Consider the following 22,610-nt stretch of genomic DNA (forward strand, 5'->3'; position numbering starts at 1 on the left):
GTGGGAACAGTATGGGCATCCTATGAAGAAGGTAAGGGTTATTTAGACGAAAGACAGGTGATAAGACTGTGAAAAGATTTCTTTTCATCAGAGCGATGGTTATGCTGGTTGTGGTTGGGGCTTCGTGGGGAGTTATTGAAAACACAACTTATGCAGCAATCCTGTCCATGGAAAATGCACCATTAAAAGAGGAATACGGTAGAGAAAGACTTAAAGCTGAGAAAGAGGTAGAGGATGAAACAGCAGATGCGGTAGAGGTAATGAAAAAGATAAAGCCTGGGCAGCGGCTTCCTTCTATGATTTTAAAGGGGTTAAACGGCAAGACCTACGATGTAGGGGCCACGCGCAATAAAGCTTTGGTTATTAGCTTTTGGGCTTCGTGGTGCGATCCGTGCCGATTAGAAGCGCCTATGCTGAATGAGTTGTATAGTAAGTACAAAGATGATGTGGATGTGTATGGTATCAATGTAACTCGCTATGATCGATTGGAGGATGTACAGAAGTTTTCCCGCTCTTTGGATCTCAAATTTCCCATTTTACTTGATGAGCAAGGAGCATTGTTTGAACGATTTGGAGGGGTAGCTTTTCCAACCCATGTAATGGTTGATCATCATGGACAGGTCCGCGAAATCATAATCGGCATGCTCAGTGAGCAGGAGTTGGAACGCAAAATAGAAACTCTTGAAAAAAAGAAGGTGTCTTTGGGAGCCGAGTAGACCCCCAAAGACACCTTAAAAGCTCATGCGAGCACCTGATTAGTGATTAACTAATCCATGATGAGTAAGCTCTGCCTGATCGTTTTTTGGAGTCGGTGCTTCCAATAATGCGTAACGGAAACTGTCCAAGAGAGCTTCCCAGCTGGCTTCAATTACATTTTCGGATACACCTACGTTACTCCAGACGTCCTCGTAATTTTTAGACTCAATGAGCACACGTACCTTGGCGGCGGTGGCATCCTTTTCGTCAAGCACACGTACCTTGTAGTCAGCCAAATGCATGTCCCGCAAGGCAGGGAAATATTGAGAAAGAGCCTTGCGGAGTGCGTTATCGAGCGCGTTGACAGGACCGTTACCTTCAGCTGCGGTATAGACACTCGTCCCTGCGACATTCAGTTTCAAAAATGCCTCGGATACGACCGGGCGGCCGGCAGTTTTCTCTACCAGCACTTTGAAGGATTCAAAAGAGAACATTTCCTTCACTTCACCACCTGCTTCACGAATGAGCAGTTCCAACGAAGCATCCGCGCCTTCAAACTGGTACCCCTGATGCTCCAGTTCCTTGATGCGGCTAATTACGCCACGTGCCTCATCACTAGATGGGTCAAGGGTGATGCCCAGCTCTTGCGCTTTGGATACCACGTTGCTTTGCCCGGCCAGTTCGGAGACCAAGACCCGTTGCTTGTTCCCCACGAGTTCAGGAGCGATGTGCTCATAAGTTCGCGAGTCGCGCAGAATGGCTGACACGTGGATGCCCCCCTTATGGGCAAAAGCTGCATTGCCTACATAAGGCTGGTTCACAGGCATATTGACGTTGGCGACTTCGCTCACAAAGCGGGCTGTATTGTGGAGTTGATTTAACTTCTCAGTATCTAGACAGTCGTAGCCCAGCTTGAGCTGCAAATTAGGAATGACGGAGCACAGGTTAGCATTACCACACCGTTCACCGTAACCGTTGATGGTACCCTGAACCTGCCTTGCGCCTGCTTGTACAGCACTTAAAGAGTTCGCTACTGCCAATTCGCAGTCATTGTGTGTATGAATACCCAACTGCGACCTCGTTATCTGGCTTTGCAGCATAGTGACAATTTCCTGAATCTCATGCGGTAGGGTACCGCCGTTTGTATCGCACATCACGAGCCAATCCGCGCCTGCTTCTTCTGCTTTTTTCATAACGGCCATTGCATACTCGGGATTGTTTTTATATCCGTCAAAAAAATGTTCGGCATCAAAAATAACCTCCATGCCCCCTTGCTTTAAAAAGGCGATGGAGTCGTAAATCATAGACAGATTTTCCTCCAGTGTCGTCTGTAGGGCGGTGTGTACATGAAAATCCCATGATTTACCCACAAGTGTAGCAGCCTGAGCGCCGGATTCCAGAATTCGTTGTAGATTGACATCCTGTGCTGCGATGCTATCTTTGCGGCGCGTGCTGCCGAAGGCGACAATCTTTGCCTGAAGGCCTAGCTCTTGTACCCGTTTGAAAAATTCGATATCCTTGCTGTTGCTTCCGGGAATCCCGCCTTCAATATAATGAACACCGAGATCATCGAGTTTTTTGGCGATTTTCAATTTGTCATCAGCAGACAAGCTAATTCCTTCTCCTTGAGTGCCGTCTCGCAGCGTTGTGTCAAAGATAGAAATAGCGGTGGACATGAGGGACTCCTCCTTTGCGGATTGCTCAGATTGGTGATGCTCTGCTTTTTTTAAGCACATTAATTTAGTTGTTTAACGCTTAAAAACAGGAAAGCGTTAGTTGGTCGTGTTTGTATGTTAGTCGATTATATCAACTTATGACTTCAATTGTAATATATAATTATCATTTTTAGCCGCAAAACCTTTATTTTTAATGTAAAATAGAAATAGCATTTAAGGGTATTTCAAGTATAAAATCAAAACACATATTCCGCGATGACGGGTGAATTTACAGTTAAAAAGAAGGGTTGAGCATGAAAGATGTCAGTGCTTATTATCCGGCTGGTGGACGAGTTATTCTGCATGTGGATATGAATGCATTTTATTGTTCCGTTCATGCAGCGGAGGAGCCGGAGAAATATAAGGGACTGCCTACCGCGGTGGCAGGCAGTAGTGAGCTGCGCAAAGGTGTAATTGTAACCTGCTCTTATGAAGCTCGACGATTGGGCATTTCAACAGGGATGGTCGTTCAGCAGGCTCGTCGGATCTGTCCGCAGCTCATCGTAATACAGCCTGATTTTCACTTGTATCGTCGTTATTCCAAGGCATTTATGAGTATTGCCTATTCATATACGCCTATGCTGGAAGCAACTTCAATCGATGAGTGCTATCTGGATATTTCTGGCTCCAAACAGTTTGGAACACCTATGGAAATTGCTGAGGAAATCCAGCGCAGAGTAGAGGACGAACTGGGTCTGCCCTGTTCAATTGGAGTTGCTCCCAACAAGTTGCTGGCCAAAATGGCCTCTGATCTGAAAAAACCACGCGGGATATCTATTCTACGTTTGCGTGATGTACCCAACATTTTGTGGAACCTTCCTTGTGGTCAATTGTTTGGTGTGGGCCGCAAAACGGCAGATAAGCTTCTACAAATGAACATTCGCACCATTGGACAACTAGCTAAGGCTGATGAGCATATGCTGGTTGGCGTATTTGGTGTGACGGGTTCGTGGTTAAAATTGGCCGCTAATGGGATTAACCATTCTCCAGTCAGCACTGAACGGGAGCCAAACAAGTCCATTGGTCACACGACTACCCTGCCTATGGATGTGGTAAAGCTGGAAGAAGCCCAACGGGTACTTCTTAACATTAGTGATCAGGTAGCCCGGCGGCTTCGACGACACGGTATGCTGGCAGGAGGTATACAACTGACGATTCGGACGCCGGATATGAAGACCTTTACGCGTTCTCAAGTAAGGAGCACTCCTACGGAAAGTGCAGAGGACATATATAAGGAAGCTTGTGCGTTGTATCGTCGCCATTGGGGAGAAGATAAGCCTGTGCGCTTGCTGGGGATTACGCTACAGCAGCTCATTCCAAAGGAGGAAGCGGCCGTTCAAATGGATCTATTTGAATACCAGGATCAGCCTAAGAAAGAAAGCTTATTGAAGACGATGGATGCACTGCGCGATAAGTTTGGTGAAAATGCAATTTTGACCGCTGGGATGCTGGGAGATGATCCTTCGGTACTTCTTCGCAACTCCAAGTTGCGCGGAACTTCGCTGCAAAAAGACAATCTACCAACTCCGGAGTGAACTTCTGGGTGATTTATTGCAAACATCAGAAGCTTACGTTATAAGTGTTTTTTGCATGAAGGATAAAGGAAAATAATTTGTAATAATATTGGGTTTGTATTAATATGTGAATAGAATGCAAAAGCTGGTTTGTTTGATTGTATAGGAGGAAGAGAAAAGTTATGGCTAAATACACTTGGGTAGAAAAAGATACATGCATTGCTTGCGGAGCCTGTGGCGCTACAGCACCAGACATTTATGATTATGATGATGAAGGTTTGGCAGAAGTGATCTTTGAAGGGGATGCAAACCAAGGCATCAAGGCGATCTCAGAAGATTTGTTTGATGATATGCAGGATGCTTGTGACGGTTGCCCTACAGATTCCATCAAAGTAGCAGACGAGCCGTTCAATAAAGAAGGTTAAGCGTAGGCTTCTTCGATAGGCACAGCACTGACAGCTCCCTTCGCCGTATAACGGTGAAAGTAAGCTGTTGGTGCTGTTTTTTTTAGATTATAGAATGGTTCAGCGGAGGTGAACTATTCTATAATCGCAAGAAAAACTTCTGCCAAGCGCGGTCTAGCTTCCGTGAAAGTGCGTCGATAGGCGTTTTTCTTATGTGCTGTCCATCGAGTCTATTTTTGCCGATATACATAATAGGAAGTATGCAAGATTACACGATCAGGAGGATCCGATGAACCATTCGCCTCATCTTAAATCGTATGTAAAAAAACACCCTGATAATAAAATGGCCTGGTATTTACTCGGCAAAGAGTATGAGAGCAGCGGTCAGGAGGGCAAAGCAAATTATTGCTTTAATCGTGCAGGAGAAGTGTTCGAAGCCTTCGAGCATAAACAGATTCCGGCAGACGTATGGATGGAATATCAGGATAAACTGGTTCAAATGTCCAAGGAGAAGGAGCGAAGGACGGCTCGAACACGCCACCTGTTAACTGCGTTAATGGTACTACTGCTCGTATGGGTTCCTTCAGCCAATTCACCGAGACCTTCAAATGAAAATGCATCAGTTCCATCTGGAACTGAGCAGGTAGCAATTGATAATATTGAAGTTACGAAAGTGGCCACTGCTGATCCGAAGGAAATGGCCCAGATCGGTGTGGTTGGTGGTGTGTTTACGGCTCAAGCTCGAAAAGGGAGTGGAGCTGGAACGGGGCTTACTGATTTGTTGGCTAAGACTAGCCGACTGCCGTCCAAGACTACAGTGTTGGGTATGGAGCAAGGGGGCTCATGGCTGCTCTGGAGAGAGGGTATGAAGCCCTTACTTAGTGTACAGAACAAAGGAAACGGTGGATTAGCTGTTCAGTCTTACGACGCCGCTGCGTGTGCTTGCAAGCCGTCAGACAGTGAAAATCTTCGCAAAGCAGGTCTAAAATGGGCTGCTGGACAGGAGGAATTAGCTGTGTTGAATAGCTCCATGCGTGCTTTTCGCTCACAGCATCAACGTCTTCCCCAGAGTCTTGATGAATTGACTCGAGACTTTCCCGCTAACACGATGTACGGTACGACAGACGGGATGAAGAAGGCTTTTACACCTATGCGTAATTTACTTGCTTCATCAGGACAGGGAACAGGGAAGGCAGTAGATTTAGACGCTGACTCGTCGGCCGAAAGCAGTCCATTACTGGCATCGTCATTGCACGGACGACCTTTTCTGGGGCAACCGCTGCGAATTGTGGTGGACAAATCCAAGCACAGGCTCGCCCTGGTAAGTGGCAATGTACTTATTCGAAATTATCCTATCGGTTTGGGCGGAGAAAGAACACCAGAAGGGAAGTTTGTGATTACCGATAAAGTAGTAAATCCGAACGGCAAATCCAACGGTGAGTTTGGCAGCCGTGGAATGCAACTGTCTGCAACGAATTATGCCATTCATGGCACGAACGAGCCGGACAGCATTGGCAAAAATGAGTCGTTGGGTTGCGTCCGAATGGGTAAAGAGGATGTGGAGGAATTGTTTGCACTCGTACCTTCGGGTACGGAGGTAGTTATTGGTAACGGGGGATTGCCTGATCAAGTGCTTGTGCCTGGTTCTCGATTTACAAGTGAGCCGCAGCATGACCAGACGAATCCCCGCAAAACCTATCACTGGCTAAATTAACGTTTTGATGCTATTGCTACTTGGTGTTTAACGATTTCCTGCTTGTGCTAAAACAATGACCAGAATAATCACAATGATGAGGAGAACAAAGCTGACGGCGGTCCATACAATCGCTTTCTTGTTCACCTCATCCTTTTTCTTTTGCAGACTAGGCGGCTTGCGCTTGGTCTTCATATCAGCAATCCCTCTTTTCTAACGGGCTAAGGTCTTGTCTTACTATGTCCATTGTAAATGGTTTGATTATACATTTTCAATGACATCTCTATGACAACTGAATTGTTCTGGAGCTACACCTCGCAAATTACTTTCTTTTTGGTATGGAAAAAGCTAAACTATTTTGTAGAGATGTTTTTTTAGGATTGTGCAAGGGCATAGAACGGAGTGGATGAATCGTGTTGTATCGAAGGATTGCGAAACCTGTTTTTTTTAAAATGAGTCCAGAGACGGCCCATCATGTAGTCATTGACGGCTTAAAACATGCGGGCTCATTCCCTGGTGGAGCAGCGACACTGCGAGGGATGTACGGAGTCAAGGAAACGGAGGATCTTGCCGTTGATCTGTTTGGCATTCATTTTCCCAACCCGATTGGACTGGCTGCAGGACTGGATAAAAATGCAGAAGCGGTTACTGGTTTTTCTTCCATCGGGTTTGGATTTATGGAAGTGGGAACGGTGACACCTGTGGGACAGCCCGGCAATGATCGGCCCCGGTTGTTCCGACTGCCTCCCGATGAGGCGTTAGTCAATCGGATGGGCTTTAACAATCTGGGTGCTGAGAGCATGGCCAAACGTCTGGCTGCACTCAAACATCGACCTGTTCCGGTCGCAGTTAATATCGGCAAAAATAAAATCACGCCCAATGAGGATGCTCATAAGGACTATGAAAAGTGTATTTCCGCACTGTATCCGTATGCGGACTTCTTTGTAGTGAATATTAGCTCGCCGAATACGCCGGATTTACGAAAGCTCCAGCATGGTAATGAACTGAAGTCGCTATTGGAAGCGGTTCGGGCAGAGATGGGAGTTCAGGCGAAAAAGTATGGCAATGCCAAGTCTGTACTGGTTAAAATTGCGCCAGATGTATCGGATGAGGAATTGGAATATATGACAGATGCGATTGCTGCCAGTGGAGTAGACGGCATTATTGCGACCAATACAACAATATCCAGAGCTGGTCTGACGCACCGAAATGCGAGTGAAACAGGAGGGCTGAGTGGTAAGCCGCTGCGTGACCGTTCCACAGAGGTCATCGGACGGGTGTACCGCCAGACGGAAGGTAAGCTGCCTATTATCGGATCAGGCGGCATCTTCACGAGTCGTGATGCCTATGACAAAATTAAAGCAGGCGCAAGCCTGATTGAAATTTATACAGCATTGATCTACGAAGGGCCGGAAGTAAATAGGGCTATACATGCTGGCCTGCGTGAGCTGCTTCGAAAGGACGGCTTTAGACACATTACCGAGGCTGTTGGTGCAGATCACAGATAAAAAAGTGTTGTCGGAAGAGACAGGAGGTACGGGGATGGACGGAAGAGACTGGGGAACATTTTTACTGCCATACGATCAGGCGGTGGAAGAGCTTAAGGTCAAGTTCAAAACAATGCGTGCGGAGCTGAAAAAGCGCGAGGAATACGCTCCTATCGAATTCGTAACCGGACGGGTTAAAAAAATATCAAGCATCCTCGATAAGGCAAAGAGATTACAGGTTCCTTCTGATCAGCTGGAGACGGGAATCGAGGATATTGCAGGCATTCGCATTATGTGTCAATTTGTAGAGGATATTCGGCGGGTGGCCGAATATATCAGAAGACGTAAGGATTTGACCGTACTGTATGAAAAGGACTATATCACCAATTATAAAGACAGCGGCTATCGCAGCTTTCATATGATTGTGGAGTATCCGGTTCAAACAGCAGTGGGGCTGAAGATTGTGCTGGCAGAAATTCAAATCCGTACTTTGGCTATGAATTTTTGGGCAACCATAGAGCATTCTCTTAGCTATAAGTATCGTGAAAGCTTGCCTGATAATATGCGCACACGATTGAAAAAGGCAGCTGAGGCAGCCTTTGTATTGGATAATGAGATGTCTTCTATGCGTCTTGAAATATTGGAAGCGCAGAAAAAGTTCGAGGATGAAGCCAATATCGTTTCTAAAGTGCTAACAGGTATGCACCGGCTGTATTTCTACCATAAGATCAGTGAAACGATTGATGCGCAGCGCAGATTTAATGAACTGTGGGAACGGCACGACATGGAAGGAATCAAGCTGCTTCACGATGAGGTCAAAGAGATGCTAGAAGCCTCTACCAAGGAAGAAGACAGGGATGAGTATTAAATGGAAAACCTTTCCTACGAACCGCTGTACGTGACTTATTTGGTATACTTCAATCGGGATCGGGATTACTTTGAATGTCATGAGGTACTGGAAGAGCTGTGGCTTAAGCTGGACCGTGACCCTGTATATAAAGGCTTGCTGCAAGTTGCTGTAGGACTGTATCATTTCCGGAATGGTAACTATCGTGGTGGACATATGATGCTGAATAGTGCGGTCCACAGGCTGAAGCATGCTCCTTCGCAGGCGCTGGGCATTAATATGGCGAAGCTGGTGGACGAGGCGCGCGTTTGCGCCCGTCAGCTTGCTGAAGCAGTTATGACCGGTACGGAAGAGCTTCAGCACCAACCGCCGGTTTATCGGGATTTGACGATAGAAATCGTCGAGCCCGGGCTGCGCCGGGCCGTGGAGAAGGCATCGTCGTCCATTCCAGTCAACATCCCGCAGCAGAGAGGTCCTCGGCGTGGGGAAAAGCATGAGCAGCGTCAGCAGGCGCTGGCAGCTTCAATTAGGCGAAGACAGGCAGCTGGCGGCTCAGGCTCTGTCTCGGCGGAAACGAAGGATGCGCCTTGAGTTTGAAGCACACGATAAGCAAGCAGCCCGATCCGTTTCATGGGGATCGGGCTGCTTTATCGTTTCAGGTGTGTGAACGTTTGACTAGGAGGTTACGTTCTTTTTATATTTCTCAAAGAAGGCTTTGAAATCGTCGAGTGTGTACCCATTGTCCGAAGGACTTTCCTTCAACCCGCCTACCATACGTTCCTTTTCCACGCCTTTTTCGTAATAAATGAGCGTAGGGGTATACTCAATCTTATACTTGTCCCAGCCATCCTCATACTCACGCAGGTTAAATTCGTGCATCGTAATGTTCTCCTGCTTGCTCAAAGGCAAGAGCTTAGGAGTAGTGGCGCGGCAATGCACACAGTCGGACGCGAAATGATAGACGAAGAAGTTTTCCTTTTTGTCAATTTTACTCTGTAGATCTTCCGGCTTAATAATTTGCTGATAGTTCGGGTCATTTAGCAGCTCTTGAGTAGCAGGATTTAACGAGGCTGTGGAAACGCCATACAGCTTGTTTTTAGTGCCTGAATTTAAAGCGAGCAGCACTCCAAGCAAAATGACCAGCACAACAAAAAAGCCGATGACAGGTATAAGCTTTTTTTTGTTGGATTTTTGTGCGTTCAATGCAATCTCTCCTATCAAAATTCAAAATATGTAGCTATGAATCTCATTATTATACAACATTACAGATTGTAGTGAAAGTTCGTAAATCACACCGATATTGCAGGATAACAGGTTGAATATGGTACAATAAAATTTATTTTAAAAGGACAGGATGATTACGATTATGGGTGTACAGCTCCCCACAGCATTTGTAAAGCGCATGGAGCAACTGCTCGGCGACGAATTTGAAGCATTTATGACCGCCTATGACCACACGCCCCATGCCGGGATTCGCGTCAATACGTTAAAAATTCCGGTGGAGGACTTTAAGGAACGTTCTCCGTTCGAACTGCGGCCAATTCCATGGTGTGCCACGGGTTTTTACATTCCGCACGGTACGAAGCCGGGGTTACATCCTTACTACCATGCGGGACTGTACTATATACAGGAACCGAGTGCAATGTCTCCGGTTGAACTGCTCAATGTAGCTCAAGATGAAGCTGTATTGGACTTGTGCGCTGCACCGGGCGGGAAATCGACCCAAATAGCTGCCAAACTACAAGGAAGCGGCGTATTGGTGACCAATGATATTAGCGCGGACCGAACCAAAGCGTTGGCTAAAAATGTGGAATTGTACGGTGTGCGTAATGCCGTGGTACTGAATGAAAGCCCGGATCGAATCGCCGATGCCTTTCCTCATTTTTTTGACAAGATACTAATTGACGCACCTTGCTCGGGAGAAGGTATGTTCCGCAAAGATGAGGATATGGCAAAACAATGGGAAACGCATTCGGTGGATAAATGTGTAGTCATGCAACGGGACATTTTGCGTGTAGCGGCCTCGATGCTGAGCACAGGAGGGAGAATTGTCTATTCGACCTGCACCTTTGCGCCAGAAGAAAATGAAGGAATGATCGCAGAATTTCTGGAGGCTCATCCCGATTTTGACGTAGTCCCTGTTCCATCGGAAGCAGGTTTTGCACCAGGCCACCCGGAATGGATGAGTGAAGAGGTCGCGGCATCACACCCCGAACTGCGGGGAACAGCACGCCTTTGGCCGCATCTCGTAGAGGGAGAAGGCCATTTTATCGCTGTGTTGCAACACCAGGGTGGTCGTGTCACTGGGACTGAAGATCACACTGAATCCGGGGATTTGACTCCATTTGAGGGCAAGAATGACAGGGCATTGAACATAGATGCAGCGTATCCACGGAAGAAGCAGTTTTTGTCCGTCAAGGAAGCACTGATGCCAAGCGGTCAAGGAAGACATGCGACTGGTGAGCCTAAACGAAGTGGAAAAGGAATGGATGTGAAGTCCGGTAAAGGAAAGTCCGCGCGCGGCTTGGGTGGCAATAAGTCTCGTTCTGGCAAAGAGAATGTAAAATCCGCTGCACGCTCCCCACAAGATGTGCTGGAGTCCTATCACCAATTTGTGAAGGATCAGCTGGAGGTGTCCTTTACAGGCTATACGGTGGTCTATGGAGATCGTATTTATCAGTCGCCATTGGCATCCCATCGTTTGGACGGCCTTAAGGTGGTGCGACCAGGCTGGTTTATGGGTACCGACAAGAATGGTCGCTTTGTGCCTTCACACCCGCTGGCGGTGGCATTACGCCCTTCAGAGGCGGCTAGAAGCATCAATCTCTCCAGTTCAGATGCTGAGGCCATCCGGTATTTAAAAGGGGAGACCTTGTCCATCCCCGTTGAGAGAATGGCACTGCGGAACGAAGTCCAGTCCAAAGGCTATACTCTCGTGTGCATTGATGGTTATTCGGCTGGGTGGGGCAAATGGCAGGACGGCATGCTCAAAAATGAATACCCTACAGGTTGGAGGTGGACATCGGTATGAGTGGAAAAGGGAGACAAACGCAACGTTTGGATAAAGTTTTAACCCATATGGGATATGGCTCCCGTAGTGATATCAAGCGACAGGTGAAGCAAGGGATGATCACAGTAAACGGGAGGATCACCAAGGATAGCGGTTTACAGGTTCATCCATACCAGGATCAGATTGAAGTGAACGGGGAACGTGTTGTTTTTCGGGAGTATATTTACATCATGCTGCACAAGCCACCGGGCGTTATATCTGCAACTGAAGATACGAGGGAGCGGACGGTGCTGGATTTGCTGAGCGCGGAGGAACGACACTTTGAGCCTTTTCCAGTAGGACGCTTAGACAAAGATACAGAAGGGCTATTGTTGTTGACCAACGATGGTAAGCTAGCGCACGAACTACTTTCTCCACGGCGGCATGTCCCTAAAACATATGAGGCTACCGTATCGGGTCATGTCACGGAGCAGGACATTCATCAATTTACAGCAGGAGTGGAACTGGATGATGGGTATGTTACCCTTCCTGCACAGTTGACCATTCTTCGCCACGAACATCCGCACCAGGCAGATGGAGAAGTCATTTCCTATATTTCGCTTGTAATCCATGAGGGGAAGTTTCATCAAGTGAAGCGTATGTTCGAAGCGGTTGGTAAAAAGGTGACCTATTTAAAAAGAATAGCTATGGGCCCATTGAAGCTGGATGAACAGCTTCCACTGGGCAGCTATCGAGAGCTGACTAGTGAAGAACTGGCATGGATCGGCCGGGATATAGCATCTGCAACGTCAGAAGTTTGATGGGCAGATTAAATATAAATGACGCACAGGCTCTTATGAAATTCCTGTGCGTCATTTTATGATACAGACAACCAGACAGAGAATTATTCAACACTGGATCGCAGTTTACGAATTATTGTGCGCGTGCTGCCCGACTCTTTTTCACTTCGGCTGCTGTATAAGCTGTAACCTTGTTTTTACCTGTCGTTTTGGATATGTACATCGCTTGATCGGCCTGCTTGACCAGTTCATCCGGGTTCATTTCCTTCTTCACTGTACTGTGTCCGACACTGATGGTGACAATGCTTTCTTCCGCGACCCGCTCGCGGATACGTTCTGCGACATGTCCAACCTTGGCACGTCGATCCACAACCATTGCGACCAGTTCCTCGCCACCGTATCGTCCGGTCAGTCCGATTTCATCCAGTTCATCCTCCATAATCTGTGCCACCTGTTTGAGTACTTCATCCGCACGAGCATGGCCCTGCGTATCATTCAGCTTTTTGAAATTGTCAATATCGCAAAAAATGACCGACACGCGGATTCCTTGATCCATATATCGCCGTAGTCGTCCCGAAAAATATTTACGGTTATATAGCCCTGTCAGGCCATCGGTGATGGAAGAACGGTAAATCCTTTGGAGCAGCTCCACAATCCGTTCAAACAGGATGAGGAATAACGTAGTGTAGTACAGCAATGGTAAAAATGACATATATAGGACTGTGTTTGATCTTCCAGCTTCTTCAGGGATCTCATTTCGCAGCCACAAATAGCCAAGCCAGAGCAAATACATGAATAAGCCCGCTACATACTTCTTTGGCTGTCCGATTCGTGGGGTGATGAACACAAGGCTCAGTATAAGTACCAGTACTCGATAAAACAGAGTGAACCCAACCAGTTTCGCTGCGCTAATCCAAGCGGGCAACAAACCTGCAGTCCAGGCAATAACCGGCAATATCAATAACGCACCCAGCAGCAGCAAGGTCCATGTCTGCATGCGTTTCAACTTCCGGTAGAGTTGAAATACGGCGGCATTGATGAGCACGAAGGCAGACGCCTCCAGCACATTTTTCCACACGATTCCTTGGAGTTGCATCTTGCCTCCACCTGCTGAATAGAGATTCATGGCTTCATATGTCATAATAATAATAGCGGCAACCGAAAAAAGGATATAGGCTTTTTTTCGTTGTCTGCTATATATGATCACGCACATCAGTGCCATCATGAGTATAATATACAAACCGCAGGCTGCACTTACGGCCCCGGCCAGAGATGGGAAACCCAAGGTTCCCGATAAGGACAACAACGTCAACATCACCGACTCCATTTGCAAAAATAGTCAATCTATTGAACGGTTGATATCGTTCCGATACAATAGACAGGATTTATCCTATTTAAAATGTTATAATTTTCTTTTGTGACTAACATTTATTCTCAATATATCATCTTTCAGAAAATCCGGAAACCTATACATACAATCTGTGATCCGGGCAGTTTAATGCTTGAAAGGGGAAGCACGTCATGAAATTGCTACAGGCTCTCTTTTTCCCACCCGAGCAACCGGGAGGCGTTTCATCCATGATTCCATATCTGCAAGAGCGATTTACATCCCCCCGTTGGGAAATGGAGCTATTTTCAATCCCTAAACGGATTCGTAACAAGGGTAGGGACGAAGTAACTTTTGACACCTTTGACTGGACGAAATATGAACAATACTCAATCGTTCAAAAATATATTCAGACGTACCGTGACTATTTGTGGTGGACCCGGCTTCGTATTCAGAAGCCCTATGACCTCATTCATGCTCATCATCCGATTGCGGGAATCGCCATGAAAACTGTTTTTCCTGACATTCCGCTCGTACAGACGATTCACTCTTCCTATGAGAAGGAGTTAATTCTAAACGGGAAAATAGAGGAGAACGGGCCTGAACACCAATTCTTGGTGTCACTGTATGGGGAAATGGAGCAGAAGGCGGATCGCCTGATAGCGGTATCTCATTCTTTTCAGCATTACTTAACTCCTTACGTTCAGAATCCGCAAGACATTGCAGTCATTCCGAATGGATATGATGAGAAGCGCTTCAAACCCATTCCACACGAAAATGAAGTGACACAGCTCATAACCGTTTGTCGCCTTGTTCCGGCGAAAGGACTGGATATTTTATTGCGGGCCTGTGCTGAACTTAAAAAAAGAAATCTGGATTTTGTGCTTCATATTATTGGAGACGGCCCGGTTCGCCCTGAGCTGGAAGAGATGGCGCGACAGCTCGATATATACCATGAGACGATTTTTTATGGATATACCCTTCATCCAGAAGAGTTTATGCCTTTCTTTGATGTATTTGTCTTGCCTTCTCGGGCGGAGGCCTTTGGTTCGGTATTTGCGGAAGCAGCGTTGAGTTGTCTGGCATTGGTAGGTACAGAAGTGGGAGGAATACCGGAGCAGATTGAAGATGGGGTAAATGGTCTGCTCGTGCCACCCGACAATCCGAGGGCACTGGCAGACGCATTAGAAAAGGTCATTGCTGACCCTGCCTATCGTTATGAGCTGGCTAGATCTGCCTGCGATAAAGCTAAATCAAGCTATTCTTTAAGTCGGGCGGTTAACGAGTTGAAGAAAATGTATTTGAAATTTCCACATTAACCATGACGAGTACCACCTGGTTTGGAATCGGAATGCCGAAAGCTGGAGCGAGGACGTGAGGAACGGAAAGGTCTCCTGCGTCCTGCTATGATCAGTTTACTAACCCACATCAGACTGAGCATTCCGAAAATAGGATAAAGGACAGATAACAGTGAACTAAAGCCGAACTGACTGATTAAAAAACAGGTGAGCATAATGAATAGTGTGATGAGCTTGGGCGAAATTTGGACATGCTGACGAATTTGCAGACTGACTCCATAAATGTCGGCTACAAAGGTACTGAAGATTTCCATGAAAATGAGTAGAATGTATATGATTTCGACAAAGGCACCCAGACGGTAAGCAATGCTTCCCATAGGGATTTCAAATTGCTGAATACCCGGCATATGTGCTGACATGGCAAAGTGTGCAGCCATTAGCATAAACCCGACACCAACTCCGCCCAAAACTCCGCCCCAGCGGATGGTTCTTCGGGAAAAGGTTTGGCTGCCAAGTGGTACAAGCACGGCTTGGGCCATAGTTAGGTTAAAGGACGTGTACAGCAGTGGAGAGAGCAAGGTTCGAAATGTACTGTGATCTGTCGTATTCGTAATAAAACTCTGAGGATTGGGCATGGAGAGCGTGCTGTGAACGAGCAGAAGAGACATGATGATCATCAGAGGGACAACCACGGTGTTCATGTGCAAGATGGCCTTAATGCCTTTACTTAGCAGCAAATAAGTACCAATCAGTGTAATAAGCAGTCCGGTTTGGTAATGCAAGTGAAGGTGCTCTACAAAAACAGAGCCGGCTCCTGCCAGCATGACGCTGTTTACGCCAATCAACACGATGAGTGTGAACCAGCTAATCCATTTCCCGGCATTGGCACCAAAAAGATGTTTGTTCAGGTCCTCGTAGGATTTGGCTGAAATATCATGAGCGATCAGCATCATTTTCGTACCCAACCATACAAATATGATTGTGGATAGCATAATAGTGAGTGTAGCCCAACGACCATACTGCGTAAAAAATTGCAGAATTTCTTGTCCGGTAGCAAATCCGGCACCGACGATTGTACCGATGTATGTAAAAGCAATTTGAAAAACATGAATATTACGTTTCATCCCCAGTCCCTCCTTGCCTGCTTGAATAACGCTGCAGAGAGCATATAATACAAACTATGTTCAACTGAAATAGGACATGACTGGATGAGACTGAAAATAATTAAAGTGAATTAATGAATAGCTTGACGGGAGCGTAATTTATGGGTCAAATCCTTGCATGGATACTGGAATACGGATATTTGGCAATGTTCGGCTTGCTTGCACTTGGAGTAGCGGGTATGCCGATACCCGACGAAGTGCTAATGATCGCCTTCGGCGGGCTCGTGTCTCAAGGGCACTACAACTTCATTGCTGCACTGGCAGTCACATTTTTCGGTAGTATGACGGGTATGATGCTTAGCTACACACTGGGGCGTCTGCTGGGCAAACCACTTTTGCATCGATACGGAAAATGGGTGAGGCTTACGCCTTCTAGGATTGCCTCTTCTGAAAATTGGTTTGGGCGCTATGGTACCTGGGGAATCCTGTTCGGATATTTTGTCCCCGGCTTGAGACATGTATCCTCATATCTAGCAGGTACAACCCGTCTAGGCGTTTTTCGCTATATCAGTTATGCATCAGCAGGAGCTTTGCTGTGGTGCGGTACATTTTTGGGGATTGGACATGCGGTGGGCATGCATTGGGAGCAGGTGGCGAAGCTAATGGAGAAGGTAACGCATCGGGTAGGGCTGGTTGTTATTCTTTTAATCGTTGTGGGAGGAATCACCGCATGGTTCTGGAACAAGCGTAAAAAAAATGTCACATGACCGCATGGAAAGCAGCTATAGCTTGAAAGCGGCGGGTGAAGTATGGTACTTTTACCGCATAGGATTGCCGTGGGAGGTCATGTAATGGAAGTATTAAAGAAACGAATTTTAAATGAAGGCGTGATTGCATCAGATCAGGTGCTGAAGCTGGATGGTTTGCTTAATCACCAGGTTGATCCAGAACTGACAATGGCAATGGGACGAGAGTTCGCAGCACGTTTCCGAGAAGAGAAGATTACCAGAGTAGTGACCGTGGAGTCCTCAGGCATTGCCATCGGGTTTGCGACAGCATTGGAATTGGGTGTACCGTTGGTATTTGCTCGTCGTAAAAAGACCCTATTAGCTGATCCAGACGCGCTGTGTGAACGCGTACCTTCGTTTACAAAAGGTATTGTTACGGATATTATGCTGTCTCGTCAATTTATTCACGAAGATGACCGTGTTCTGTTCATTGATGATATTATTGCTAATGGTGATGCGGCGCGAGGTATGGTTAAAATCATTCAACGCTCTGGAGCGGAGTTGGTTGGATTTGGTGTCGCGGTGGAAAAAAGCTTTCAGGCCGGAGCGAGAACCATCCGTGAGCAGGGTATTCGTGTAGAGTCATTGGTCAAAATTTCGTCGTTAGCTGACGGCAAGATTGAGTTTGCTGAATAGTAACAATTCAAAACTCCTGATCCTTATTTCTAATAATAACCTTTGCATGAGCTTCAATTTCGCTTATAATATAGATAAGGTTTTGGAGAGGAGGCAGCAACATGGGGAAAGAACAATTGACCGAACAGTTTTTTCTGGAAAAACTGGCAGCGGCTAAAGTACACTTTGAGCGTGCCTTGGATTGTAAGCATACGGAATTCGACGATTTGTATCCCTATATGATTGAACATCCTCAGTTTTTTTGGTATAAACGCTATGTGGCCTGGTCTGAGTTGTTGACGTTGGTTAACCTATGCGAAGAATTGTCCTTCTCTTGGAAAGAAGAATTTACTGCTCACCAAGTGGAGTATGTAGATCAGCGAGTGTTGTCTGCACAAGTGCTGGACTTCTGGTATGAGAAGAACGATACAAAAGAACATGATCACAGTGTGAATCAGTCGGGATAATTTGTCGCTCTGTTGGCAATCCATATAAGTAGTAAGAGAGAAGAGACCTAAATGATTCGTTTAGGTCTCTTTTTAAACTTTTTTCATGTATATAGAACCATGATCGTTATGTTAAAAAAGTGAATAAGGAGGGGACAAGGATGATTATGGACGAAGAATTGGATGCTTATCGACTCTCCGGTGAAAAGGTGCGTGTCGTACGCGATGGATTGGAGTCCAACGATGTTGTGGGCATTGTACTGGCATGGGATGAGGAACAGGTGCTTATTCGTCGCCAGAATCGACGTGTGGTCAAATTGGATCGCAGCTATACATACCAGTCGTTCAGCGAGCCGCGTCACAATCCGATAGATCTGGATTAGGAATGGGTTCTCAAATGGGTGTTGGATAAAAATAACTGGGTGATTCATTAGGCATACAGAAACTCTAAATCGGACACAGTAATGAAGGAAAATCCAACAGAGAGGACGTGCTGTGTCAATGACGGTTATGGACGAAAAAGTACATGCATACAAGGATCAAATCAGCCATTTGGAAGATCAGTTGCCCGAGGTAGTTCATGCATATCATCGCTTTACCGGAGAGTGCTTTCAAGCCGGCAGTCTAGATGAGAAAACCAAGCAACTGATTGCGCTAGGCATTGGCTTATTTGCCAACAATGAAGTATGCACGTTTTATCACGTGGACGAGGCGCGGTCCAAAGGAGCCAGTGATCAGGAAATTATGGAGACCATTGCTGTAGCCGCAGCAGTAGGTGGAGGACATGCTCTAAGCCAAGGGGTAACGCGTGTACAGAAGGCGTTGCAATAAGGCGAATCATTAATTGATGAGCTTATACTTCGTCATAGCGGTTATAGATCGATTTGGATATATGATGAATATGGAAAGGAGCTTCCGCGCACAGTTGGTGTCTGCGGAAGCTTTTTTCTTTTGCGTGTTGGTTGTGCGGGGATTATGCAAAAGCAGCAGGGCGAGACGTTTTACGCTTATAAGCCAAAGAGGATGTAACCAAACTTCGTTCAACGATGCGTAGAGGTTTGGATGTTGAATTGTTTGGTAATTCGGAGCGATGTTTCTCTAGTAAAGGAAGGGCAGCTGTATGGGGCATAGAGGTTGAGAGCCCGAGATATGCTCGCATCCGCTCATACATTTCTTTGCGGAACGCTGGCATTGCCATACTGAACTGCTCTTTATTGCCTTTACTTATATAGGTGGCGTGAACGCCGGAGTGGTTTTGTTGTATGTCCAGAACATGAATGTGATATTTATTAAATTCATGTTTTATTTCAGACAGCAGGATCCCGGTACGATCTACACCTGCATTAACCATTTCGACATAAAGACCAGGGGTTTTCAGCATACCGCTTTCTTCAAGAATTAGGCTGTCCCGCTCAAATACTTTTTGAATAAAGGTAAGGAGTAGATAACTTTTCACAAGAGACCATTCATGCTGAGTAGTATCTAAAGAGATCATTACCATTCACCGCCTTAGGAAAATGTGATGATAATTCATAACCGAATGAAGAAAAGGAACCTTCGTTCCCGAGAACTTATGTTCTTATTTTAGTTTATTATTCCTTTTTTATCAAGAGGAAATTAACAAATATAAAAGGTTTGACATCTTGATATGAGCATGGTATGATCTATCTTGTCGCTAAGAAAGATTGATCTTTCGAGGATAAACGACAACTTATATGCGGTCGTGGCGGAATTGGCAGACGCGCACGGTTCAGGTCCGTGTGGGCTAACCCCCCGTGGAGGTTCGAGTCCTCTCGACCGCATCTATTAGAAAAGGTCTATAAAATTGCTCTCGTAGCAGTTTTAGAGGCCTTTTTCTTATATTTCCGGGGATTTGCTCATAGTTTAAGCTGAACACGTTTCTTGTCTTCCCGCAAACTATGGATTTCCATAAAGGATTCTGACAAATTACTTGATTTCTTTTAGGTGGAATTTTTGCGAATTCCTCAAGTTCATAAACAATTCTTTTATAAGGTTATCTTTTAAGATATGATAGAAAATAACGCACTTTATGATGAAGTTATTGAAAGGTTGGATGTAAGATGGAGAAAGCGACTTTTGCAGGTGGATGCTTCTGGTGTATGGTGACTCCGTTTGAAGAACAGCCGGGCATTCATGGCATTATGTCAGGATACACTGGAGGAACGATTGCCGATCCGACCTACGAGCAGGTTAAAACAGGAACTACAGGTCACTACGAGGTGGTGCAGATTACTTTTGAACCTGAGCTGTTTCCTTATGAAAAGCTGCTCGAATTATATTGGCCGCAAACAGATCCTACCGACGGGGAAGGTCAATTTCAGGACCGGGGTACACAGTATAAACCCGCAATTTTTTATCATACAGAGCAGCAACGTGAGCTTGCACAACTGTCCAAGGAGCAGTTGGCACAAAGTGGACGCTTTGATAAGCCAATTGTAACGGAGATTCTTCCTGCTTCGATTTTTTATCCTGCAGAGGATTATCATCAGGATTACCACAAGAAAAACGTGAAGCACTATAAGGAAGATCGGGCCCAATCTGGTCGTGATGAATTTATTGATAAGAACTGGTAAGCGGCTTTAACATACGTTTCTACGCACGATAAGGCAGATCAGGGATTATTCCATGGATCTGCCTTATACATATTTAGACGACGTTACTCACACAATGAAGGGACAGAGAAGGAGGCTGACCTGCAATGAGTACACGACGGAAGCTGCACATGAGAAATATAATAAAAAAGGCTTTAAAGGAATCTCGCGCTCGGAAAGAGCCAGCTTATGTACCTGTATTCCATTCAAGCTCCAAAATGCGAAGAACCGTAGTACTCTGTATTTCGGTATGCATGTTATTCATGGTCTGTAGTACTGGTGTTGCAGAAGCAATAGACAAACAGGACGATCCGCAAAAGATGGTTGCTGTCATTATTGACGATCTGGGAAACCATATGAAAGGAACTGAGCAAATTTTAAATTTACCCGTTAAGATTACCGTTGCTGTGATGCCCTTCCTGCCTACAACCAAGCAGGACGCTATGGAAGCGCATAAGCGCGGTCATGATGTCATCGTCCATCTTCCAATGGAGCCAAAGCAGGGGAAGCCCGAATGGCTTGGGCCTGGAGCAATTAAGGCTAATATGACGGATGAAGAAGTACGTGCGAAGGTGACAGCAGCCATTAAGGATGTTCCTTATGCGATAGGGATGAACAACCACATGGGTTCCAAGATCACTTCTAATAAGCGCATTATGTCCATTGTTCTTGATGTTTGTAAGGAGCATGGACTATTTTTTGTCGATAGCCGTACTAATTATCGGTCAGTGGTCCCTGAGCTTGCCGCTAAAAAGGGAATGCCACCAGTACGAAATGATGTTTTTCTGGATGATGTCCATAACCTCGCCCATGTGAATCGGCAACTTACAAAAGTGGTTGAATGGCTGGATGAGCACAACACCTGCGTAACGATTGGGCACGTCGGCGTGTCTGGTATGTACACATCCTCCGCTCTTCATTCGTCGGTTCCCAAGCTAAAGGAGCACGCCAAATTTGTGGGTATTAGCGATTTGGTACGAGCTGTATGGGGATGGACGGGAGACCCAGCCATCAACACTACCATGCCGTCAAATGCGCAATAATGCCTGCGGCAATAGCTTCGGCAATGCTTTTTTGACCACGATCCTCGGAAAGCATAGCTCTGTCCTGTTCGTTACTGATAAATCCGGTTTCAACAATTACAGCAGGATGCTGGATTTTATTCAAAAGATAAAAGGGTTTTCCGTACACTGTTTTTCTATTCATGCAAAATAAGCGGTTTAATGAATGCTGAATCCGTTCAGCTAACAGATAGCTGCTGCCTTCATCCTGATACAGTACAATGGGTCCTCGTTTTTCGGCACTTTTGCTCCAATTGACATGCAGGCTTACAACCAAAGCGGTGGGCAGTTGTTCTGTTAGGCTTTTACGTTGGGCGAGGTCTTTAAGGTGCCGGGATTTGGACTGCAGCCAACGGTTGTCGTCACTCAGTGCGTAGTCCTTGTCCCGATTCAGGACAGCAGGATATCCCTGGGAGCGTAAAATCAAGTACAGCTTTTGAGCAATGGCGAGATTGATATCTTTTTCCAAAATTCCTTTGTGACTTGTTCCACCATCCACACCGCCATGGCCTACATCAATCAGGACAACGGGCTTAGCAAAAGCGTGATAGGACGAATGTACGTTGGATGGACTATCTATATACTTGTTTGGTTCGTTACTTTTCTCGTCGGGCTGAGCAGCTATATAGGTAAATGGGGCGAATACAGCACTGCAAAGGATGCATAGACTGAACCCCAAGCATGTCAGCCATATTTTGTTTAACCTTTTTTTCCTCACATTCTATTCCCCCAGTGGACGAATTGATTATTTACTGAAAAACCATGCATAACAGGCATCAAACCTAAAGCAGCGTAGCTGCCTTCAAATATGGCAATTAGCCTTGGGGTAACTGTTATGTTGAAGATAGTATGTTCCATTTAAGGGAAACCATGCATAGTTATTCCCACAGGGGTTAGACCTTTTGGAAAATGAGCAAGCTAGTTTTATCTGCACCTAACGTGTGAATCCGATATTTCCAAGCAACGTAATTGGAAACAATAGGTGCAGATTGGAGGAGGTCATGGAGGATGGCGAAGAGTGACGAACTGGTGACGTATATTACGCAGCGGATTGTTCGCTATATGGAAACGCCGCGTGATGTTCGGCGCAGTCAAAAACAAGCCAGAGAGCCGTGGGGGAGCAAATGGTTTGGCATGTTGCCTCTCGCTCTGAAAATGTGGATGAAATCCACACGCAGAGGGCGAAGGGAGCGAAATTAAACTCGCCAAAGAGAC

Annotated in this window: 25 protein-coding genes and 1 tRNA gene; 19 read left to right on the top strand and 7 right to left on the bottom strand. The window is 46.0% G+C overall.

The window, feature by feature from the left end:
• Window positions 1–68: 68 nt before the first annotated feature.
• On the top strand, window positions 69–716 hold the full coding sequence (locus tag AOU00_RS21780; protein WP_069291636.1) for a TlpA family protein disulfide reductase: 648 nt from the start codon (window positions 69–71) through the stop codon (window positions 714–716).
• A 39-nt stretch (window positions 717–755) separates the two neighbouring features.
• Here AOU00_RS21780 and cimA read toward each other — a convergent pair whose 3' ends face one another.
• Window positions 756–2,372 carry a citramalate synthase gene (cimA, locus tag AOU00_RS21785; protein WP_069291637.1) on the bottom strand — a complete coding sequence of 539 codons (1,617 nt, stop codon included), beginning with the start codon at window positions 2,370–2,372 and terminating at the stop codon, window positions 756–758.
• Window positions 2,373–2,665: 293 nt separating this feature from the next.
• Here cimA and AOU00_RS21790 point away from each other — a divergent pair, with 293 nt between their 5' ends.
• The 3 genes from AOU00_RS21790 (at window position 2,666) to AOU00_RS21800 (ending at window position 6,043) form a co-directional block, all read left to right on the top strand.
• Complete coding sequence (locus AOU00_RS21790) at window positions 2,666–3,946, top strand: DNA polymerase IV (protein WP_023988030.1); 1,281 nt, start codon at window positions 2,666–2,668, stop codon at window positions 3,944–3,946.
• Between the two features lie 161 nt (window positions 3,947–4,107).
• A complete protein-coding gene (locus AOU00_RS21795) occupies window positions 4,108–4,350 on the top strand; it encodes a ferredoxin (protein ID WP_013309730.1) in 243 nt (80 codons plus the stop codon).
• Window positions 4,351–4,618: 268 nt separating this feature from the next.
• Entirely contained in the window at window positions 4,619–6,043 is a 1,425-nt protein-coding gene (locus tag AOU00_RS21800) for a L,D-transpeptidase (RefSeq protein ID WP_039270017.1), read from the top strand.
• 27 nt (window positions 6,044–6,070) lie between these two features.
• Here the strand turns inward: AOU00_RS21800 and AOU00_RS26720 are convergent, their stop codons facing one another.
• Window positions 6,071–6,217, bottom strand: coding sequence for a hypothetical protein (locus AOU00_RS26720; RefSeq protein WP_023988033.1), 147 nt, complete (start codon window positions 6,215–6,217; stop codon window positions 6,071–6,073).
• Window positions 6,218–6,435: 218 nt separating this feature from the next.
• Between AOU00_RS26720 and AOU00_RS21805 the strand changes: the two genes are divergently transcribed.
• Genes AOU00_RS21805 through AOU00_RS21815 form a run of 3 tightly spaced genes read left to right on the top strand, consistent with a single transcriptional unit; the run spans window position 6,436 to window position 8,947 of the window.
• Entirely contained in the window at window positions 6,436–7,530 is a 1,095-nt protein-coding gene (locus AOU00_RS21805; RefSeq protein WP_061828594.1) for a quinone-dependent dihydroorotate dehydrogenase, read from the top strand.
• 34 nt (window positions 7,531–7,564) lie between these two features.
• Window positions 7,565–8,377, top strand: a complete 813-nt coding sequence (locus AOU00_RS21810) for a GTP diphosphokinase (RefSeq protein WP_023988035.1) — start codon at window positions 7,565–7,567, stop codon at window positions 8,375–8,377.
• A complete protein-coding gene (locus tag AOU00_RS21815) occupies window positions 8,378–8,947 on the top strand; it encodes a DUF309 domain-containing protein (RefSeq protein ID WP_061828593.1) in 570 nt (189 codons plus the stop codon). It abuts the gene before it with no gap.
• Between the two features lie 84 nt (window positions 8,948–9,031).
• Here the strand turns inward: AOU00_RS21815 and AOU00_RS21820 are convergent, their stop codons facing one another.
• A complete protein-coding gene (locus AOU00_RS21820; RefSeq protein ID WP_013309735.1) occupies window positions 9,032–9,559 on the bottom strand; it encodes a thioredoxin family protein in 528 nt (175 codons plus the stop codon).
• Between the two features lie 163 nt (window positions 9,560–9,722).
• Between AOU00_RS21820 and AOU00_RS21825 the strand changes: the two genes are divergently transcribed.
• Complete coding sequence (locus tag AOU00_RS21825; RefSeq protein WP_069291638.1) at window positions 9,723–11,387, top strand: RsmB/NOP family class I SAM-dependent RNA methyltransferase; 1,665 nt, start codon at window positions 9,723–9,725, stop codon at window positions 11,385–11,387.
• Window positions 11,384–12,166, top strand: coding sequence for a pseudouridine synthase (locus tag AOU00_RS21830; protein WP_061828591.1), 783 nt, complete (start codon window positions 11,384–11,386; stop codon window positions 12,164–12,166). Before AOU00_RS21825 ends, AOU00_RS21830 begins: the two co-directional genes overlap by 4 nt.
• 112 nt (window positions 12,167–12,278) lie before the next feature.
• Here the strand turns inward: AOU00_RS21830 and AOU00_RS21835 are convergent, their stop codons facing one another.
• Entirely contained in the window at window positions 12,279–13,460 is a 1,182-nt protein-coding gene (locus AOU00_RS21835) for a GGDEF domain-containing protein (RefSeq protein ID WP_061828590.1), read from the bottom strand.
• A 206-nt stretch (window positions 13,461–13,666) separates the two neighbouring features.
• Here AOU00_RS21835 and AOU00_RS21840 point away from each other — a divergent pair, with 206 nt between their 5' ends.
• Entirely contained in the window at window positions 13,667–14,791 is a 1,125-nt protein-coding gene (locus AOU00_RS21840) for a glycosyltransferase family 4 protein (protein ID WP_061828589.1), read from the top strand.
• Here the strand turns inward: AOU00_RS21840 and AOU00_RS21845 are convergent.
• On the bottom strand, window positions 14,788–15,894 hold the full coding sequence (locus AOU00_RS21845; protein ID WP_028542811.1) for a YkvI family membrane protein: 1,107 nt from the start codon (window positions 15,892–15,894) through the stop codon (window positions 14,788–14,790). The two genes, AOU00_RS21840 and AOU00_RS21845, sit on opposite strands and share 4 nt — an antisense overlap.
• Before the next feature lie 140 nt (window positions 15,895–16,034).
• On the opposite strand from AOU00_RS21845, the gene AOU00_RS21850 reads away from it, so the two are divergent.
• The 5 genes from AOU00_RS21850 to AOU00_RS21870 all read left to right on the top strand — a co-directional run bounded on the left by AOU00_RS21850 (window position 16,035) and on the right by AOU00_RS21870 (window position 18,553).
• Window positions 16,035–16,640: a DedA family protein gene (locus AOU00_RS21850; RefSeq protein WP_028542810.1), complete on the top strand. Its 606-nt coding sequence runs from the start codon at window positions 16,035–16,037 to the stop codon at window positions 16,638–16,640.
• A gap of 84 nt (window positions 16,641–16,724) precedes the next feature.
• Window positions 16,725–17,297 carry a xanthine phosphoribosyltransferase gene (locus AOU00_RS21855; RefSeq protein WP_013309742.1) on the top strand — a complete coding sequence of 191 codons (573 nt, stop codon included), beginning with the start codon at window positions 16,725–16,727 and terminating at the stop codon, window positions 17,295–17,297.
• A gap of 101 nt (window positions 17,298–17,398) precedes the next feature.
• Complete coding sequence (locus AOU00_RS21860; RefSeq protein WP_007429850.1) at window positions 17,399–17,743, top strand: hypothetical protein; 345 nt, start codon at window positions 17,399–17,401, stop codon at window positions 17,741–17,743.
• Window positions 17,744–17,883: 140 nt separating this feature from the next.
• Window positions 17,884–18,105 (top strand): hypothetical protein, encoded by a 222-nt coding sequence (locus AOU00_RS21865; RefSeq protein WP_061828588.1) that lies wholly within the window; start codon window positions 17,884–17,886, stop codon window positions 18,103–18,105.
• A gap of 118 nt (window positions 18,106–18,223) precedes the next feature.
• Window positions 18,224–18,553, top strand: a complete 330-nt coding sequence (locus AOU00_RS21870; protein WP_013309744.1) for a carboxymuconolactone decarboxylase family protein — start codon at window positions 18,224–18,226, stop codon at window positions 18,551–18,553.
• A gap of 142 nt (window positions 18,554–18,695) precedes the next feature.
• Here the strand turns inward: AOU00_RS21870 and AOU00_RS21875 are convergent, their stop codons facing one another.
• The gene (locus tag AOU00_RS21875) at window positions 18,696–19,217 is read right to left on the bottom strand and encodes a YhjD family protein (RefSeq protein ID WP_061828587.1); all 522 of its coding nucleotides are present in this window, start codon (window positions 19,215–19,217) and stop codon (window positions 18,696–18,698) included.
• A gap of 222 nt (window positions 19,218–19,439) precedes the next feature.
• On the opposite strand from AOU00_RS21875, the gene AOU00_RS21880 reads away from it, so the two are divergent.
• The 3 genes from AOU00_RS21880 (at window position 19,440) to AOU00_RS21890 (ending at window position 21,377) form a co-directional block, all read left to right on the top strand.
• A tRNA-Leu gene (locus tag AOU00_RS21880) sits at window positions 19,440–19,524 on the top strand.
• A gap of 279 nt (window positions 19,525–19,803) precedes the next feature.
• Window positions 19,804–20,316 (top strand): peptide-methionine (S)-S-oxide reductase MsrA, encoded by a 513-nt coding sequence (gene msrA / locus AOU00_RS21885; protein ID WP_069291639.1) that lies wholly within the window; start codon window positions 19,804–19,806, stop codon window positions 20,314–20,316.
• Between the two features lie 125 nt (window positions 20,317–20,441).
• Window positions 20,442–21,377 (top strand): divergent polysaccharide deacetylase family protein, encoded by a 936-nt coding sequence (locus tag AOU00_RS21890; protein WP_061828585.1) that lies wholly within the window; start codon window positions 20,442–20,444, stop codon window positions 21,375–21,377.
• Here AOU00_RS21890 and AOU00_RS21895 read toward each other — a convergent pair.
• Entirely contained in the window at window positions 21,352–22,113 is a 762-nt protein-coding gene (locus tag AOU00_RS21895) for an N-acetylmuramoyl-L-alanine amidase (protein ID WP_069291640.1), read from the bottom strand. The genes AOU00_RS21890 and AOU00_RS21895 overlap by 26 nt on opposite strands.
• A 290-nt stretch (window positions 22,114–22,403) precedes the next feature.
• Between AOU00_RS21895 and AOU00_RS21900 the strand changes: the two genes are divergently transcribed.
• Window positions 22,404–22,595: a YqzE family protein gene (locus AOU00_RS21900; RefSeq protein ID WP_069291641.1), complete on the top strand. Its 192-nt coding sequence runs from the start codon at window positions 22,404–22,406 to the stop codon at window positions 22,593–22,595.
• The last annotated feature ends 15 nt before the right edge of the window (window positions 22,596–22,610 follow it).

Source organism: Paenibacillus polymyxa (assembly GCF_001719045.1).
GTDB classification, from domain to species: domain Bacteria; phylum Bacillota; class Bacilli; order Paenibacillales; family Paenibacillaceae; genus Paenibacillus; species Paenibacillus polymyxa_B.

Coding starts and splice junctions, on each gene's coding strand:
- AOU00_RS21800 (WP_039270017.1), top strand. CDS start 4,619: ATGAACCATTCGCCTCATCTTAAATCGTATGTAAAAAAACACCCTGAT.
- AOU00_RS21795 (WP_013309730.1), top strand. CDS start 4,108: ATGGCTAAATACACTTGGGTAGAAAAAGATACATGCATTGCTTGCGGA.
- cimA (WP_069291637.1), bottom strand. CDS start 2,372: ATGTCCACCGCTATTTCTATCTTTGACACAACGCTGCGAGACGGCACT.
- AOU00_RS21825 (WP_069291638.1), top strand. CDS start 9,723: ATGGGTGTACAGCTCCCCACAGCATTTGTAAAGCGCATGGAGCAACTG.
- AOU00_RS21870 (WP_013309744.1), top strand. CDS start 18,224: ATGACGGTTATGGACGAAAAAGTACATGCATACAAGGATCAAATCAGC.
- AOU00_RS21855 (WP_013309742.1), top strand. CDS start 16,725: ATGGAAGTATTAAAGAAACGAATTTTAAATGAAGGCGTGATTGCATCA.
- AOU00_RS21845 (WP_028542811.1), bottom strand. CDS start 15,894: ATGAAACGTAATATTCATGTTTTTCAAATTGCTTTTACATACATCGGT.
- AOU00_RS21890 (WP_061828585.1), top strand. CDS start 20,442: ATGAGTACACGACGGAAGCTGCACATGAGAAATATAATAAAAAAGGCT.
- msrA (WP_069291639.1), top strand. CDS start 19,804: ATGGAGAAAGCGACTTTTGCAGGTGGATGCTTCTGGTGTATGGTGACT.
- AOU00_RS21830 (WP_061828591.1), top strand. CDS start 11,384: ATGAGTGGAAAAGGGAGACAAACGCAACGTTTGGATAAAGTTTTAACC.
- AOU00_RS21850 (WP_028542810.1), top strand. CDS start 16,035: ATGGGTCAAATCCTTGCATGGATACTGGAATACGGATATTTGGCAATG.
- AOU00_RS21790 (WP_023988030.1), top strand. CDS start 2,666: ATGAAAGATGTCAGTGCTTATTATCCGGCTGGTGGACGAGTTATTCTG.
- AOU00_RS26720 (WP_023988033.1), bottom strand. CDS start 6,217: ATGAAGACCAAGCGCAAGCCGCCTAGTCTGCAAAAGAAAAAGGATGAG.
- AOU00_RS21900 (WP_069291641.1), top strand. CDS start 22,404: ATGGCGAAGAGTGACGAACTGGTGACGTATATTACGCAGCGGATTGTT.
- AOU00_RS21865 (WP_061828588.1), top strand. CDS start 17,884: ATGATTATGGACGAAGAATTGGATGCTTATCGACTCTCCGGTGAAAAG.
- AOU00_RS21810 (WP_023988035.1), top strand. CDS start 7,565: ATGGACGGAAGAGACTGGGGAACATTTTTACTGCCATACGATCAGGCG.
- AOU00_RS21815 (WP_061828593.1), top strand. CDS start 8,378: ATGGAAAACCTTTCCTACGAACCGCTGTACGTGACTTATTTGGTATAC.
- AOU00_RS21860 (WP_007429850.1), top strand. CDS start 17,399: ATGGGGAAAGAACAATTGACCGAACAGTTTTTTCTGGAAAAACTGGCA.
- AOU00_RS21840 (WP_061828589.1), top strand. CDS start 13,667: ATGAAATTGCTACAGGCTCTCTTTTTCCCACCCGAGCAACCGGGAGGC.
- AOU00_RS21875 (WP_061828587.1), bottom strand. CDS start 19,217: ATGATCTCTTTAGATACTACTCAGCATGAATGGTCTCTTGTGAAAAGT.
- AOU00_RS21835 (WP_061828590.1), bottom strand. CDS start 13,460: ATGTTGACGTTGTTGTCCTTATCGGGAACCTTGGGTTTCCCATCTCTG.